Raw genomic sequence first — 16625 nt, forward strand, 5'->3', positions numbered from 1 at the left:
CGTGGACAGGGCAGGATGCCTAATGACTGCCGTAATCCATTTCATGATTGGGAGCGTCACAACAATGAAAATGCACAAGACCCTGTTGGCCACCGTATTCTCCGCGGGCTTGCTGGCCACTGCTGGCGCCCAGGCGGCCGGTTGGTGTGAATCCGGTAAACCGGTGAAGTTCGCCGGCCTGAACTGGGAAAGCGGCATGTTGCTCACCGACATCCTGCAAACCGTTCTGGAAAAAGGCTACGACTGCAAAACCGATAGCCTGCCCGGCAACTCCATCACCATGGAAAACGCCCTGAGCAGCAACGATATCCAAGTGTTTGCCGAAGAGTGGGTTGGCCGCAGCGAAGTCTGGAACAAGGCCGAGAAGGCCGGCAAAGTCGTCGGCGTTGGTGCGCCGATTGTGGGCGCTATCGAAGGCTGGTACGTGCCGCGCTATGTGGTCGAAGGTGATGCCAAACGCAAGCTGGAACCCAAGGCTGCGGGCCTGAAAAACATCGCCGACCTGGCTAAGTACGCCTCTGTCTTCAAAGACCCGGAAGAACCCTCCAAGGGCCGTTTCTACAACTGCCCGGCCGGCTGGACCTGCGAGCTGGACAACAGCGAAATGCTCAAGAGCTACGGTTTGGAAAGCAGCTACACCAACTTCCGCCCAGGCACCGGCCCGGCGTTGGATGCCGCGGTGCTGTCGAGCTACAAGCGCGGCGAACCGATCCTGTTCTACTACTGGTCGCCGACACCACTGATGGGCCAGGTCGACCTGGTGAAACTGGAAGAAAAACCGGGTGTGGATAAAAGCGTGAGCATCAAGGTCGGTCTGTCCAAGACCTTCCACGAACAAGCCCCGGAACTGGTGGCTGTGCTGGAAAAAGTCAACCTGCCCATCGACCTGCTGAACCAGAACCTGGGGCGCATGGCCAAGGAGCGAATTGAGTCGCCGAAACTGGCGAAAATTTTCCTCAAGGAACATCCTGAAGTCTGGCACGCCTGGGTGAGTGAAGACGCAGCCAAGAAAATCGACGCGGCCTTGTAGGTCAAGTGTGCACGGCTACCCTGAGGGGTAGCCGGGCGCCTGGCCACAACCCACTGGATCGAGAGCACGCTATGTTTCCTGAGAGTTTTACGTTTTCCATTGCCGACTGGGTCAACGGTTGGGTGGACTCACTGGTCACCAATTACGGCGATGTGTTCCGGCACATCTCCGACACCCTGCTGTGGGCCATCGTCAACCTGGAAGGGTTGCTGCGTGCAGCTCCCTGGTGGCTGATGCTGGCCATCGTCGGCGGTGTTGCCTGGCATGCCACCCGCAAAGTGCTGACCACGGCGGTGATCGTCGGCTTGCTGTTCCTGGTGGGCGCGGTCGGCCTGTGGGACAAGCTGATGCAGACCCTGGCGCTGATGATGGTCGCCACGGTGATCTCGGTGCTGATCGGCATTCCGCTGGGCATTTTGTCGGCACGCAGCAATCGCCTGCGTTCGGTGCTGATGCCGCTGCTCGATATCATGCAAACCATGCCCAGCTTCGTGTACCTGATCCCGGTGCTGATGCTGTTCGGCCTGGGCAAGGTGCCGGCGATCTTCGCCACGGTGATCTACGCCGCGCCGCCGCTGATTCGCCTGACCGACCTGGGGATTCGCCAGGTCGACGGCGAAGTCATGGAAGCCATTAACGCCTTTGGTGCCAACCGCTGGCAGCAACTGTTCGGCGTGCAACTGCCGCTGGCCCTGCCGAGCATCATGGCCGGTATCAACCAGACCACCATGATGGCGTTGTCGATGGTGGTGATCGCCTCGATGATCGGCGCCCGTGGCCTGGGCGAAGACGTGCTCGTCGGCATCCAGACCCTCAACGTCGGTCGTGGCCTGGAAGCCGGGCTGGCGATCGTGATTCTCGCAGTGGTCATCGACCGCATTACCCAGGCCTATGGTCGTCCACGGCATGAGGCGAGCAAATGACTACTGTCAGCAAAATCGAAGTAAAAAACGTCTTCAAGATCTTCGGCGCCCGCTCCAAGGAGGCGCTGTCGTTGATCGGCCAGGGCAAGACCAAGGATCAAGTGCTGGCCGAGACCGGTTGCGTGGTCGGCGTTAACGATTTGTCCCTGAGCATCGGTACCGGTGAGATCTTCGTGATCATGGGCCTGTCGGGCTCGGGCAAATCCACGCTGGTGCGCCACTTCAATCGCCTGATCGACCCCACCAGCGGTGCGATCCTGGTCGACGGTGAAGACATTCTGCAACTGGACATGGACGCCCTGCGCCAATTCCGTCGGCACAAGATCAGCATGGTGTTCCAGAGCTTCGGCCTGTTGCCCCACAAGAGCGTGCTCGACAACGTCGCCTATGGCCTCAAGGTGCGCGGCGAAACCAAGCAAGTCTGTACCGAACGCGCACAGCACTGGGTCGAAACCGTGGGCCTCAAGGGCTACGAAAACAAATACCCGCACCAGCTCTCCGGCGGTATGCGCCAACGTGTGGGCCTGGCCCGCGCCCTGGCGGCCGACACCGACATCATCCTGATGGACGAAGCCTTCAGCGCCCTCGACCCGTTGATTCGCGCCGAGATGCAGGACCAGTTGCTCGAGCTGCAAAAGACCCTGCACAAGACCATCGTATTCATCACCCACGACCTCGACGAGGCCGTGCGTATCGGTAACCGCATCGCGATCCTCAAGGACGGCAAGCTGATCCAGGTCGGCACGCCGCGGGAGATCCTGCACTCGCCGGCGGATGAGTATGTGGATCGGTTTGTTCAGCGGCGGGCGGCGGTGGTCTGATCCTGGATGTGTGGGAAGGCTGCTGGCCCTATCGGGGGCAAGCCCCCTCCCACATTTTGAATTGTGAACACCTTCAAAGCTGGGAGGGGGCTTGCCCCCGATAGGGCCGGTAAGGCTGCACAAGAATTGAAGAAGGTATGAAGATGTCCCAGGCAGCAAAAATCATCATCGCCGACACCCCCCTGCGCTGGCAGGACGTGGTCGCCGTCGCCCGTCACGGCGCGGTGCTCCAACTCTCCGGCCAGGCCTGGGCGCGGATCGACAATGCCCAGGCCATCGTGCAGCGCATCGTCACCAGCGGCGAACGCGCCTACGGCGTGAACACCGGGCTGGGCGCGTTGTGCAACGTGTCGCTTGAAGGCGAGCAACTGAGCCAGCTGTCGCGCAATACCCTGTTGAGCCACGCCTGTGGCGTCGGCCCGGTACTCAGCGACGAGCAGACCCGCGCGATCATCTGTGCGGCCGTCATCAACTACAGCCACGGCAAGTCCGGCCTGCATCCGCAGGTGGTGCATTCGCTGCTGGCGCTGCTCAACCACGGCATCACGCCGCAAGTACCGTCCCAGGGCTCGGTGGGTTATCTGACCCATATGGCCCATGTCGGTGTGGCGCTGCTGGGTGTCGGTCATGTGAGCTATCGCGGTCAGATCGTCCCGGCGCAACAGGCCCTGGACGAAGAAGGTTTGCAGCCGGTGGTACTCGGCGCCAAAGACGGACTGTGCCTGGTCAACGGCACGCCGTGCATGACCGGCCTGAGTTGCCTGGCCCTGGCCGATGCTCACCACCTGCTGCAATGGGCCGATGTGATCGGCGCCATGAGTTTCGAGGCCCTGCGTGGCCAGATCGATGCGTTCGACGAAGAAATCATTGCCCTCAAGCGTCACCCCGGCATGCAGCAGGTCGGTATCAACCTGCGCGCGTTGCTCGATGGCAGTGAAGTGATCGCCAGCAGCAAAGGCATCCGCACCCAGGATGCCCTGAGCATCCGCTCGATCCCGCAGATCCACGGGGCGGCGCGCGATCAGTTGGAGCATGCGACCCGCCAGATCGAGACCGAACTCAACAGCGCCACCGACAACCCACTGGTACTCGGTACGCCGGACAACTACCGCGTAGTCTCCCAGGCCAACCCGCACGGGCAGTCCGTGGCGCTGGCTGCCGATATGCTCGCCATCGCCATGGCCGAAATCGGCTCGGTGGCCGAGCGCCGTCTCGACCGCCTGATCAACCCCCACGTCAGCGGCCTGCCGGCGTTTCTGGTGAGTAACCCCGGGGTCAACTCCGGGATGATGATCGTGCAGTACGTCGCCGCTTCGTTGTGCGGGCAAAACCGTCAGTTGGCGCAACCGGCGGTACTCGACAACTTCGTCACGTCGGGCCTGCAGGAAGACCATTTGAGCATGGGCACCAATGCCGCGCTCAAGCTGCACCAGGTGCTGGCCAACGTCACTCAGATCCTCGCCATCGAGTACCTGCTGGCGGCCCAGGCATTCGAATTCCTCAAGGGCCAGCGCTTCGGCGCGGGCACCGACAGCGCCTGGCGCCTGTTGCGTGAACACGTGCCACCGTACGAGCAGGATCGCTGGCTGGCGCCGGACATCGCGACTGCCGCCGCGCTGCTCAAGAACACCGCTTTGCTGCACCCGGTTTTTCCCGAATTGCACTGAACAATAATTCACAAGGAGCACGAATGTGACTGCGCTAAACCTGATTCCAGGCCAACTGAGCCTCGCCCAACTGCGGGCCATCTACCAGCAGCCGGTAACCCTCAGCCTGGATGACAGTGCCTCGGCCCAGATTGAAGCCAGTGTCGCCTGCGTGGAACAGATTCTCGCCGAGAACCGCACTGCCTACGGCATCAACACCGGTTTCGGCCTGCTGGCCTCGACCCGCATTGCCAGCGAAGACCTGGAAAACCTCCAGCGCTCCCTGGTGCTGTCCCATGCCGCAGGCGTCGGTGAGCCCATCAGCGATGCGCTGGTGCGGCTGGTCATGGTGCTCAAGGTCAACAGCCTGAGCCGTGGCTTTTCCGGGATTCGCCGCCAGGTCATCGACGCACTGATCGCGCTGATCAACGCCGAGGTGTACCCGCATATTCCGCTGAAAGGTTCGGTCGGTGCGTCCGGCGACTTGGCGCCCTTGGCCCATATGTCCCTGGTGCTGCTCGGCGAAGGCAAGGCGCGCCACAAGGGCGAATGGCTGGAGGCGACCGACGCGCTGAAAGTCGCCGGCCTCACACCGCTGACCCTGGCCGCCAAGGAGGGGCTGGCGCTGCTCAACGGCACCCAGGTGTCCACTGCCTACGCCTTGCGCGGCCTGTTCGAAGGTGAAGATCTGTTCGCCGGCGCCCTGGCCTGTGGCGGCCTCACCGTGGAAGCGGTGCTGGGTTCGCGTTCGCCGTTCGATGCGCGTATCCACGCAGCCCGTGGCCAGCGTGGGCAGATCGACTCGGCGGCGGCTTATCGCGACCTGCTCGGCGACAGCAGCCAGGTGTCGCAGTCGCACCAGAATTGCGACAAGGTGCAGGACCCGTACTCCCTGCGCTGCCAGCCACAGGTCATGGGCGCCTGCCTGACCCAGTTCCGCCAGGCTGCCGACGTGCTGGTGATCGAAGCCAACGCCGTGTCAGACAACCCGCTGGTCTTCGCCGCGGAAGGCGACGTGATCTCCGGCGGCAACTTCCACGCCGAACCGGTGGCCATGGCTGCTGACAACATGGCGCTGGCCATCGCTGAAATCGGTTCCCTGAGCGAGCGCCGTATCTCGTTGATGATGGACAAGCACATGTCGCAACTGCCGCCGTTCCTGGTGGGCAATGGCGGGGTGAACTCCGGCTTCATGATTGCCCAGGTGACCGCCGCGGCACTCGCCAGCGAGAACAAGGCGCTGGCCCATCCCCATAGCGTCGACAGCCTGCCGACCTCGGCCAACCAGGAAGACCACGTGTCCATGGCGCCGGCGGCCGGCAAGCGCCTGTGGGAAATGGCCGAGAACGTGCGCGGTATCTTGGCGGTTGAATGGCTGGCCGCCTGCCAGGGCCTGGACCTGCGCGAAGGCCTGAAAACCTCGCCGAAACTGGAAAAGGCCCGTGGCATCCTGCGCGCCAAGGTGGCGTTCTACGACAAGGACCGCTTTTTCGCCCCGGACATCATCGCCGCCAGCGAACTGCTCGCCAGCCGCTGCCTGAATGAACTGGTGCCGGCCAAGTTGCTGCCGAGCCTCTAAACACACCACACACCCCTGTAGGAGCGAGCTTGCTCGCGAAAAACTCAAGGACACCGCATTCATCCAGGATGCACGCGTTATCGCTGACGTCCTTCGCGAGCAAGCTCGCTCCTACAGGGATCAGGGATCACATCGGGAGCCGTTGATGAAAACCCTTTGGCAGCACTGCCACGTTGCAACCATGGCCCAAGGCAAATACTCGATCATCGAGGATGCCGCGATGGTCACCGTGGGTTCGCTTATCGAGTGGATCGGCCCGCGCAGCCAAGTGCCCACGCTGGACTATGCCCAGGTGCATGACCTGCAAGGCGCCTGGGTGACTCCCGGGCTGATCGACTGCCACACCCACACGGTGTTCGGCGGCAACCGCAGTGGCGAATTCGAGCAGCGCCTTGAAGGCGTGAGCTATGCCGAGATCGCCGCCCAGGGCGGCGGTATCGCCAGCACCGTGCGCGCCACGCGCGCCGCCAGCGAAGACGAATTGTTCGAAAGCAGCCGCAAGCGCCTGTGCAGTTTGCTGCGCGATGGCGTGACCACGGTGGAGATCAAATCCGGCTACGGCCTGGACCTGGCCAGCGAACGCAAGTTGCTGAGGGTGATTCGCCGCCTCGGTGATGCGCTGCCGGTCAGCGTGCGCGCCACCTGCCTGGCGGCCCACGCCTTGCCACCGGAGTACAAGGACCGCGCCGACGACTACATCGATCACATCTGCACCGAGATGCTGCCGGCGCTGGCCGCCGAAGGGCTGGTGGACGCGGTGGATGCCTTCTGCGAATACCTGGCGTTTTCGCCCGAACAAGTCGAGCGCGTGTTTAAAGTCGCCCGGCAACTCGGCCTACCGGTCAAGCTGCACGCCGAGCAACTGTCATCGCTGCACGGTTCGAGCCTGGCGGCGCGTTACCAGGCGCTGTCGGCGGATCACCTGGAGTTCATGACCGAAGACGACGCCATCGCCATGGCCGCGTCCGGTACCGTCGCAGTCTTGCTGCCGGGGGCGTTCTACTTCCTGCGCGAAACCCAGTTGCCGCCCATGGATGCCTTGCGCAGGCACGGCGTGAAAATCGCCATCGCCAGTGACCTCAACCCCGGTACCTCGCCGGCGTTGTCGGTGCGGTTGATGCTGAACATGGCCTGCACCCTGTTCCGCATGACCCCGGAAGAAGCCCTGGCCGGCGCCACGCAACACGCGGCCACCGCCCTGGGCATGGGCGATACCCATGGCTCGCTGGAAGTGGGCAAGGTTGCCGACTTTGTGGCCTGGCAGATCGATCGCCCCGCCGACCTGGCCTATTGGCTGGGCGGCGAGCTGGATAAACGCGTCGTGCGCCACGGCGTCGATATCAATGTTTAAGGAGTACCGTTGTGGATAAGGTTCTGAGCTTCAAACAAGGCCGCGTGCCGCTGCTGATCAGCATGCCCCACGCCGGGTTGCGCCTCACGCCCGCGGTCGAAGCCGGTTTGATCCCCGAGGCGCAAAGCCTGCCGGACACCGACTGGCACATTCCGACCCTGTATGACTTTGCCGAGGAACTGGGCGCCAGCACCTTGGCGGCGCAGTACTCGCGATTTGTCATCGACCTCAACCGGCCGTCCGACGACAAGCCGCTGTACGCCGGCGCCACCACCGGCCTGTACCCGGCGACGCTGTTCGATGGCGTGCCGTTGTTCCGTGAAGGGCTGGAACCGAGCGCGACCGAACGCGCCAACTACCTGCAAAAGGTCTGGGGCCCGTACCACCGCACACTGCAAGAGGAGCTGGCCCGCCTCAAGGCTGAGTTCGGCTATGCGCTGCTGTTCGATGCGCATTCGATCCGCTCGGTAATCCCCCACCTGTTCGACGGCAAGCTGCCGGACTTCAACCTGGGCACCTTCAACGGCGCCGCCTGTGATCCGGAACTGGCCAGCCAGCTCGAGGCCATCTGTGCCACTTATCCACAGTACACCCACGTCTTGAACGGGCGCTTCAAGGGCGGCCATATCACCCGCCATTACGGCAACCCGGCGCAGGATATCCACGCCGTGCAGCTGGAGTTGTGCCAGAGCACCTATATGGAAGAGTTCGAGCCGTTCCGCTATCGCCCGGATCTGGCCGAACCGACGCGGGTGGTGTTGAAGCAGTTGCTGCAGGGGCTGCTAGCGTGGGGGAAACAGCGTTATTCAAAGTAATTGAAGTGCGAGCTCTCGGGGGCGTGGGCACTGTGCTGTACTCGGCAAAGGGCTGGTCCACGCTCGTTTGCGGGCCCAGGGCCAGGCGGCAGAGGTCGATCCGTTGTATCGCTGTCTGTTCCAGTACTTACATGGCGAACGGCTGACACCGGTCTAAGTACTCAAGGACATGCTCATTGCACAATTCGGGTTTATAGTGCCAGACGGCAAAATAAAAGACGTCCCACCAGGGATGAACCCGACCCCTTATGGAGCGCGCAATGCAGACTTGGTACCCGCAGATCAAACCCTACGCCCGGCACGATCTGGCCGTTGATGCCATTCACACGCTGTATGTCGATGAAAGTGGCTCCCCCGAGGGCTTGCCTGTGGTCTTCATCCACGGTGGCCCAGGCTCAGGTTGCGACGCCCAGAGCCGCTGCTATTTCGATCCGAACCTGTACCGCATCGTCACATTCGACCAACGTGGCTGCGGCCGCTCAACACCCCGCGCCAGCCTGGAAAACAACACCACCTGGGACCTGGTCGCCGACCTCGAGCGCATCCGCGAGCACCTGGGCATCGACAAATGGGTGCTGTTTGGCGGCTCCTGGGGCTCGACCCTTGCCCTGGCCTACGCGCAAACCCACCCCGAGCGCGTGCATGGCCTGATCGTGCGCGGCATTTTCCTCGCCCGCCCGCAGGACATCGAGTGGTTCTACCAGGCCGGCGCCAGCCGCCTGTTCCCGGATTACTGGCAGGACTACATCGCGCCGATTCCTGCCGATGAGCGTCACGACATGATCGCGGCCTATCACAAGCGCCTGACCGGCAACGACCAGATCGCCCAGATGCACGCCGCCAAGGCCTGGTCCGGCTGGGAAGGTCGCATGCTGGGCCTGTGCCCGAGTCCGCAGCATGTGGAGCGTTTCTCCGAGCCGCAACGCGCACTGTCCATTGCGCGTATCGAGTGCCATTACTTCACCAATAATTCCTTCCTGGAGCCCAACCAACTGATTCGCGACATGCATAAGATCGCCCATCTGCCTGGCGTAATCATCCATGGGCGCTACGATATGATCTGCCCTCTGGATAACGCTTGGGAGCTGCATCAGGCGTGGCCCAACAGCGAACTGCAGGTGATCCGCGAGGCTGGCCATGCGGCGTCCGAGCCCGGTATTACGGATGCTCTGGTCCGCGCGACCGGCGAAATGGCGCGACGCCTGCTTGATCTGCCACCAGAAGAAGCATGAAGGGCCTGTTGCAGCGGGTGCGTGGCGCCCGTGTCGAAGTCGCAGGCGAAATCGTAGGGGCGATCGACCAGGGTTTGCTGGTGCTGGTGGCCGTTGAGCCATCGGATACACGCGAGAGTGCCGACAAACTCCTGCACAAGCTGCTTAACTACCGGGTATTCAGCGACGACGAGGGCAAGATGAACCGTTCGCTGAAGGATATCGGCGGCGGTTTGCTGCTGGTGTCGCAGTTCACCCTGGCGGCCGACACCAGGAGCGGGCTGCGGCCAAGCTTCTCCACGGCGGCGCCTCCCGCCTTGGGAGCGGCGCTTTTTGAGCACTTGTTGTCACAAGCGCAACAATTGCATGGCACGGTGGCGTCGGGGCGTTTTGGTGCGGATATGCAGGTGCATTTGGTCAATGATGGCCCTGTGACCTTCCTCCTACAGACATGAATGTATTAAAAACGACTTTAATGCCTAAAAACGCAGGGTTTCGCTACAAATACTTCGTTGTCCCTGATGCGTTGTATCGCGGGCTACTAGATAATCGCGCGCTACGGGGATCAGCGTTGATTGGTCCATTTTTGACTTAGGTAGAGACTTGTCCGATAGCCTCAGGGGAATCATTTTGACCCAGGGGAGTCGGAACAATGCTCGCCAACCTGGCATATAGATAGCTGGCCGTTGGTTTTTTGATCTGTTTTCGGCGAGGGTTGCTCGTGATTGTTAGTCCCTGTAATGCACCAAAATTGTCTGCCAAACGGTTACGAAACGCACTGGTGACGGGCTCCGCCCTGTTTTGCCTGTTCGGCGCGGGTCAACTGTGGGCATTCAGTCTGGACGATGTGTCGGCCAAGGCAAAAGAGCTGGCCGGGCAGAAATACGAAGCTCCGCGCAGCAATCTGCCGAACGAATTCCGCGAAATGAAATTCGCGGACTACCAGAAGATTCGTTTCCGCAACGAAAAAGCCGAGTGGGCCGATCAGAACACCCCGTTCAAACTGTCCTTCTATCACCAGGGTATGCACTTCGATACACCGGTGAAAATCAACGAAGTCACCGCCGACAGCGTCCAGGAAATCAAGTACGACGCGTCGCGTTTCGATTTTGGCGACGTCAAGGTTGACCCCAAGGCCACCGAACAGCTCGGTTATGCCGGTTTCCGTGTGCTGTTCCCGATCAACAAGGGCGACAAGCAAGACGAAATCATGACCATGCTCGGCGCCAGCTATTTCCGCGTCGTGGGCAAGGATCAGGTGTATGGCCTGTCCGCCCGTGGCATGGCGATCGATACCGCGCTGCCGTCCGGCGAAGAATTCCCGCGTTTCACCGAGTTCTGGATCGAACGTCCAAAGCCGGGTGACAAGCACCTGGTGATCTTCGCCCTGCTGGATTCGCCACGCGCCACCGGCGCCTACCGCCTGATCCTGCGCCCGGGCACCGACACCGTGGTCGACGTCAAGTCCCAGATGTTCCTGCGCGACAAAGTCAGCAAGCTGGGGGTTGCCCCGTTGACTTCCATGTTCCTGTTTGGCGCCAACCAGCCATCCAAGGTCCTGAACTACCGTCGCGAACTGCACGATTCCAGCGGCCTGTCGATCCATGCCGGTAATGGCGAGTGGATCTGGCGCCCGCTGAACAACCCTAAACACCTGTCGGTCAGCAACTTCACCGTGGAGAACCCGCGTGGGTTCGGCCTGCTGCAACGCGGCCGCAACTTCAGCCACTACGAAGACCTGGACGACAACTACGACAAGCGCCCAAGCGCCTGGATCGAGCCTGAAGGCGACTGGGGCAAGGGTTCCGTCGACCTGGTCGAGATTCCGACCGCCGATGAAACCAACGACAACATCGTAGCGTTCTGGAGCCCGGCCGAACTGCCGGAAGTCGGCAAGCCGCTGGATGTTGCCTACCGCCTGCACTGGACCCTGGACGACGCCGCGTTCCATTCGCCGGACAGCGCCTGGGTCAAGCAGACCCTGCGTTCGACCGGTGATGTGAAACAATCCAACCTGATCCGTCAGCCCGACGGCAGCGTGGCGTACCTGATCGATTTCGAGGGCCCGTCCCTGAAGAAACTGCTGCCGGACGCGCCGGTGCGCAGCCAGGTGAGTGTGGGTGACAACGCTGAGCTGGTTGAAAACAGCGTGCGCTACAACGAGCACACCAAAGGCTGGCGCCTGACCCTGCGCATGAAGATCAAGGATCCCGGAAAGCCCACCGAGATGCGTGCGTCCCTGGTGCAGGACATCGTGCAGCCTGAGCCGGAGCAGGTTTCGACCCAAGTGCTCAAGGCCGACAAGGTCCTGGCCAAGCAGCACGAGAAACAGGCCAAGAAAGACGCGAAAGACAAGGACGCCAAGCAGCCAGAAGCTGCCCCAGCCACACCGGAGCCGATCAAGACCGAGCAAGTCCTGACCGAAACCTGGAGCTATCAGTTGCCTGCCGATGAGTAATTCTCAAGCCCAGCCAGAGACTCTGTCCGAGTATCTGGCGCATCTCCCGATGACCGCTGAGCAGCGTGCCGAACTGGCAGGCTGCACATCCTTCACCGAACTGCACGAGCGTTTGTCGTCTTCGACCTTCGATGCGCCCGTCGACGCCGCCCAGGCGTCGGTCGGCCGCCGGTTGACCCTCAGCACGGCCGAAGAGCTGCAAGACGCCGAAATGCTGGTGCTCGACGCCAGCGGCCGCGTGTGCCTCAAGGCCACGCCGCCGATTCGTCGCACCAAGGTCGTACCGGAGCCATGGCGCACCAATATCCTGGTGCGCGGCTGGCGTCGCCTGACTGGCCGAACCAACCCGCCGAAGCCGCCGAAAGACGAGCGCGTGCTGCCGGCGGCGCGCTGGCGCACCGTGGGGTCGATCCGTCGCTACATCCTGCTGGTACTGATGCTCGGCCAGACCATCGTGGCCGGCTGGTACATGAAAGGCATCATGCCGTACCAGGGCTGGTCGCTGGTCGACTTTGACGAGATCCGCAACCAGACCCTGTTGCAAACCGCCACCCAGGTCCTGCCTTACGCCCTGCAAACCAGCATCCTGATCATGTTCGGGATCCTGTTCTGCTGGGTTTCGGCCGGTTTCTGGACTGCGTTGATGGGCTTCCTTGAACTGCTCACCGGTCACGATAAATACCGTATCTCCGGTAAAAGTGCCGGCAACGAGCCGATTCCCAAGGATGCACGCACCGCGCTGGTGATGCCGATCTGCAACGAAGACGTGCCGCGGGTATTCGCTGGCCTGCGCGCCACGTTCGAGTCGGTCGCGGCCACGGGTGACTTGGACCGCTTCGATTTCTTCGTGCTCAGCGACAGTAACGACGCTGACATCTGTATCGCCGAGCAACAAGCCTGGCTGGACGTGTGCCGCGAAGCCGGTGGCTTCGGCAAGATTTTCTATCGCCGCCGTCGCCGTCGCGTCAAACGCAAGAGCGGCAACCTCGACGACTTCTGTCGTCGCTGGGGCGGTGAATACAAGTACATGGTGGTGCTCGACGCCGACAGCGTGATGAGCGGTGAATGCCTGACCAGCCTGGTGCGCCTGATGGAAGCCACGCCGGATGCCGGGATTATCCAGACCGCGCCACGGGCGTCGGGCATGGACACCCTGTATGCGCGCATGCAGCAGTTCGCCACCCGCGTCTATGGCCCGCTGTTTACGGCTGGCCTGCACTTCTGGCAGTTGGGTGAATCCCACTACTGGGGTCACAACGCAATCATCCGCATGAAGCCGTTTATCGAACACTGCGCCCTGGCGCCGTTGCCAGGTAAAGGCGCGTTCGCCGGTGCGATCCTGTCTCACGACTTCGTCGAAGCCGCGCTGATGCGTCGTGCCGGTTGGGGTGTGTGGATTGCCTACGACCTGCCGGGCAGCTATGAAGAACTGCCGCCGAACCTGCTGGACGAACTCAAGCGTGACCGTCGCTGGTGCCACGGTAACCTGATGAACTTCCGCCTGTTCCTGGTCAAGGGCATGCACCCGGTACACCGTGCCGTGTTCCTGACCGGTGTGATGTCCTACCTGTCGGCGCCGTTGTGGTTCTTCTTCCTGGTGCTGTCGACGGCCCTGCTGGCGGTGAACACCCTGATGGAGCCACAGTACTTCATGGCACCGCGCCAGTTGTACCCGCTGTGGCCGCAATGGCATCCGGACAAGGCGGTGGCGCTGTTCTCCACCACCATTGTGTTGCTGTTCCTGCCAAAGTTGCTGAGCATCATCCTGATCTGGGCCAAGGGCGCGAAAGAATTCGGCGGCAAGTTCAAGGTGACCCTGTCTATGTTGCTGGAGATGCTGTTCTCCATGCTGCTGGCACCGGTGCGCATGATCTTCCACACCCGTTTCGTACTGGCCGCGTTCCTCGGTTGGGCCGCGACCTGGAATTCGCCGCAGCGTGACGACGACTCCACCCCCTGGGGCGAAGCGATCAAGCGCCACGGTACCCAGACCTTGCTCGGCTTCCTGTGGGCACTGCTGGTGGTGTGGTTGAACCCAAGCTTCCTGTGGTGGCTGGTGCCGATCGTGGGGTCGCTGATGCTGTCGATCCCGGTATCGGTGATTTCCAGCCGGGTCAATCTGGGCCTCAAGTCCCGCGACGAAAGCCTGTTCCTGATCCCTGAGGAATACAATCCGCCGCAGGCGTTGCTGTCGACCGAGAAGTACACCCACGAAAACCGTTGGCACGCCCTCAATGATGGCTTCATACGTTCGGTGGTCGACCCGCAGCAGAACGCCCTGGCCTGCGCCCTGGCGACCTCGCGTCACCGTGAGGCGGAGCCGATCGAGTACCTGCGTGGCGAGCGTGTTCGTCATGCGTTGAAAGTCGGCCCTGCCGGCCTCAACAACGCTGAACGCCTGGCCCTGCTCAGCGACCCGGTTGCCCTGGCTCGCCTGCACGAGCAGGTCTGGAACGATGGGCACGCCGAGTGGCTGGCCGCTTGGCGTAACTCGATCAAGGCCGACCCGCACGCCCCGTTGCTACCGTTGCAACCGGTGGCGTCCCAGGCTCAACCGGCCTGATGCTGAAGCCCTCAGGGGGTTACCCTGAGGGCGTTCACGGCGTCTTCCTACAGCGCCCTCTGTTGCTCCAACCCCTTGTTATTTCGAAACAAAAGACCCCTGTCCAAGGCGTATTGCCACGGCGACGAGTGGGTTAGCATCGCCCCCCAATCTGACTCGACCACCCAGGTTTACGCGCACTGGCGCTGTAGCGGGTTGTCGTGTGCTCAATGGAACGGGGGTATCTCATGATCAAAAGGTGTTTGTGTGCTGTGTTGCTGGGTGTCATCGGGTTCTTATACGGTGCTCCGGCCAACGCTGGCGCCATCGACGACGCGGTTCAACGAGGGGTATTGAGGGTCGGCACGACGCCCACCTACGTGCCCTTCGAAATGACCGATAAGCGTGGGCAGATCGTCGGCTTCGAAATCGACTTGCTCCAAGCCATGAGCAAGGCCCTGGATGTCGAGCTGGAGATGGTGCCGGTGCCCTATACCGAGCTGCTGCCGGGGCTGATGCAAAAGCAATACGACCTGATCGGCAGCGGCATGACGGTGACCCAGCAGCGCAACCTGAAATTGAACTTCAGCGACTCTTTCATCATTGTCGGCCAGACCGTGTTGCTGCATCCCGACCTTGCCGGCAAGGTCAGCAGTATCGAAGACCTGGATGATGCCGGTTATCGAGTCGTCGCCATCGAGGGGACGACCGGTGAGTTGGCCGCCAGGCGATTCCTTGGAGCGGCGCGGTTACGTACGTTCCCGACGCCGGAAGAAGGCGTGCGTCAGGTGGTAGAGGGCAAGGCCGACGCTTTTATCCACGATGCGCCTTACAACCTGATCGCCATCGCCAAGCCCGAAAACAGCTCGCTGTTGGCCCTGGAGCAGCCTTTCACCTATGAGCCACTGGCGTTCGGCCTGAAAAAAGGCGATTACGACAGCCTCAATTGGATCAACCATTTCCTGAACCAGGTGGCCCAGGACGGGACCTACGATCGTCTGTATGACAAGTGGTTCAAGGACACCGCCTGGATGGCGGAAGTCTACTGAAGTCATAACTGCTTACACATCAATCAATGGCTATTGCCGGGTGGCGAAGTGTCTGCCTCTGCGCTTTGCTGCACCGTTGTAGGGCGTTTCTGACATACCCCGACAACAAATCCCGGTGAAACCTTTGTGACAGGCATCGAGTGGGTTAGGATCGCACCCCGAAATGGTGCAGCCCTTTTGCGCGCCGACCTCATAAGAATGGTTCAGGGGACTTGATGATGAAAAAGTATCTTTCGATGCTGCTGCTCGGCGTCACCGCGCTGGTCGCGGCCAATGCGGCCCAGGCCGGCGCGATCGATGATGCGGTCAAGCGCGGCACGTTGAAAGTCGGCATGGACCCGACCTACATGCCGTTCGAAATGACCGACAAGCGCGGTGAAATCATTGGTTTCGAAGTCGACATTCTCAAGGCCATGGCCAAGTCCATGGGCGTCAAGCTGGAGCTGGTGTCCACCGGCTACGACGGCATCATCCCGGCGTTCCTGACCGGCAAGTTCGACATGATCGGCAGCGGCATGACCCTGACCCAGGAACGCAACCTGCGCCTGAACTTCAGCGAACCCTTCATCGTGGTGGGCCAGACCCTGCTGATTCGCAAGGAGCTGGAAGGCACCATCAAGTCCTACAAAGACTTGAATGACGAGAAATACCGCCTGACCTCCAAGCTCGGCACCACCGGCGAGATGGTTGCCAAGAAGCTGATCTCCAAGGCCAAGTACCACGGCTATGACAACGAGCAGGAAGGTGTGCTGGACGTCGTCAATGGCAAGGCCGATGCCTTCGTGTATGACGCCCCGTACAACGTCGTTGCCGAGAAAAAAGTCGGCAACGGCAAGCTGGTGTTCCTGGAAGAACCCTTCACCTTCGAACCGCTGGCGTTCGGTCTGAAGAAGGGCGACTACGACAGCATCAACTTCATCAACAACTTCCTGCACCAGATCAAGAACGACGGCACCTACGATCGCATCCATGACAAGTGGTTCAAGAGCTCCGAATGGCTCAAGGACATGGAATAACGCTGTAGTGCTTTGGTGCGACGGCTTGATGTGGTGAGACGGCTTAATGTATGAGCGGGCTTGCTGTGGCGAGCGGGCTTGCCCCGCGTTGGGCTGCGAAGCAGCCCCAAAAACCTCAGGCCACGGCCCATCTGAAACAGCGCGGTGATCTTAGTGGGGCTGCTTCGCAGCCCAACGCGGGGCA

12 protein-coding genes and 1 pseudogene are annotated in these 16625 nt (G+C 61.5%); all 13 read left to right on the plus strand.

Translation table 11 applies throughout. From position 1 onward, the window contains the following. Window positions 1–64 precede the first annotated feature (64 nt). Window positions 65–1030 carry an ABC transporter substrate-binding protein gene (locus ACODSV_RS25715; RefSeq protein ID WP_024072913.1) on the plus strand — a complete coding sequence of 322 codons (966 nt, stop codon included), beginning with the start codon at window positions 65–67 and terminating at the stop codon, window positions 1028–1030. Window positions 1031–1101: 71 nt separating this feature from the next. Beyond that, window positions 1102–1953 carry an ABC transporter permease gene (locus tag ACODSV_RS25720; protein WP_017738813.1) on the plus strand — a complete coding sequence of 284 codons (852 nt, stop codon included), beginning with the start codon at window positions 1102–1104 and terminating at the stop codon, window positions 1951–1953. Then, entirely contained in the window at window positions 1950–2774 is an 825-nt protein-coding gene (locus ACODSV_RS25725; RefSeq protein WP_024072914.1) for a quaternary amine ABC transporter ATP-binding protein, read from the plus strand. Before ACODSV_RS25720 ends, ACODSV_RS25725 begins: the two co-directional genes overlap by 4 nt. Window positions 2775–2917: 143 nt before the next feature. Beyond that, window positions 2918–4441 (plus strand): histidine ammonia-lyase, encoded by a 1524-nt coding sequence (gene hutH / locus ACODSV_RS25730; protein WP_150054070.1) that lies wholly within the window; start codon window positions 2918–2920, stop codon window positions 4439–4441. 25 nt (window positions 4442–4466) lie between these two features. Beyond that, window positions 4467–5999, plus strand: a complete 1533-nt coding sequence (gene hutH, locus ACODSV_RS25735; RefSeq protein ID WP_024072916.1) for a histidine ammonia-lyase — start codon at window positions 4467–4469, stop codon at window positions 5997–5999. Between the two features lie 145 nt (window positions 6000–6144). Further along, the gene (gene hutI, locus ACODSV_RS25740; RefSeq protein ID WP_069075079.1) at window positions 6145–7350 is read left to right on the plus strand and encodes an imidazolonepropionase; all 1206 of its coding nucleotides are present in this window, start codon (window positions 6145–6147) and stop codon (window positions 7348–7350) included. Window positions 7351–7361: 11 nt separating this feature from the next. Continuing rightward, entirely contained in the window at window positions 7362–8165 is an 804-nt protein-coding gene (gene hutG / locus ACODSV_RS25745; protein WP_069075078.1) for an N-formylglutamate deformylase, read from the plus strand. A 260-nt stretch (window positions 8166–8425) separates the two neighbouring features. Further along, window positions 8426–9397, plus strand: coding sequence for a prolyl aminopeptidase (pip, locus tag ACODSV_RS25750; protein ID WP_024072919.1), 972 nt, complete (start codon window positions 8426–8428; stop codon window positions 9395–9397). Then, complete coding sequence (dtd, locus tag ACODSV_RS25755) at window positions 9394–9831, plus strand: D-aminoacyl-tRNA deacylase (RefSeq protein WP_024072920.1); 438 nt, start codon at window positions 9394–9396, stop codon at window positions 9829–9831. Before pip ends, dtd begins: the two co-directional genes overlap by 4 nt. 266 nt (window positions 9832–10097) lie before the next feature. After that, the gene (locus ACODSV_RS25760; RefSeq protein ID WP_150054210.1) at window positions 10098–11834 is read left to right on the plus strand and encodes a glucan biosynthesis protein G; all 1737 of its coding nucleotides are present in this window, start codon (window positions 10098–10100) and stop codon (window positions 11832–11834) included. Further along, a pseudogene (gene mdoH, locus ACODSV_RS25765) lies at window positions 11827–14399 on the plus strand (glucans biosynthesis glucosyltransferase MdoH); the annotation flags it as partial. The gene ACODSV_RS25760 and the pseudogene mdoH, both read left to right, overlap by 8 nt. A 225-nt stretch (window positions 14400–14624) precedes the next feature. After that, window positions 14625–15425: a transporter substrate-binding domain-containing protein gene (locus tag ACODSV_RS25770; RefSeq protein WP_150054212.1), complete on the plus strand. Its 801-nt coding sequence runs from the start codon at window positions 14625–14627 to the stop codon at window positions 15423–15425. A gap of 218 nt (window positions 15426–15643) precedes the next feature. After that, window positions 15644–16441, plus strand: coding sequence for a transporter substrate-binding domain-containing protein (locus ACODSV_RS25775; protein ID WP_041160821.1), 798 nt, complete (start codon window positions 15644–15646; stop codon window positions 16439–16441). The last annotated feature ends 184 nt before the right edge of the window (window positions 16442–16625 follow it).

The organism is Pseudomonas sp. FG86, assembly GCF_057808775.1.

Coding starts and splice junctions, on each gene's coding strand:
- ACODSV_RS25715 (WP_024072913.1), top strand. CDS start 65: ATGAAAATGCACAAGACCCTGTTGGCCACCGTATTCTCCGCGGGCTTG.
- ACODSV_RS25720 (WP_017738813.1), top strand. CDS start 1,102: ATGTTTCCTGAGAGTTTTACGTTTTCCATTGCCGACTGGGTCAACGGT.
- ACODSV_RS25725 (WP_024072914.1), top strand. CDS start 1,950: ATGACTACTGTCAGCAAAATCGAAGTAAAAAACGTCTTCAAGATCTTC.
- hutH (WP_150054070.1), top strand. CDS start 2,918: ATGTCCCAGGCAGCAAAAATCATCATCGCCGACACCCCCCTGCGCTGG.
- hutI (WP_069075079.1), top strand. CDS start 6,145: ATGAAAACCCTTTGGCAGCACTGCCACGTTGCAACCATGGCCCAAGGC.
- pip (WP_024072919.1), top strand. CDS start 8,426: ATGCAGACTTGGTACCCGCAGATCAAACCCTACGCCCGGCACGATCTG.
- dtd (WP_024072920.1), top strand. CDS start 9,394: ATGAAGGGCCTGTTGCAGCGGGTGCGTGGCGCCCGTGTCGAAGTCGCA.
- ACODSV_RS25770 (WP_150054212.1), top strand. CDS start 14,625: ATGATCAAAAGGTGTTTGTGTGCTGTGTTGCTGGGTGTCATCGGGTTC.
- ACODSV_RS25775 (WP_041160821.1), top strand. CDS start 15,644: ATGAAAAAGTATCTTTCGATGCTGCTGCTCGGCGTCACCGCGCTGGTC.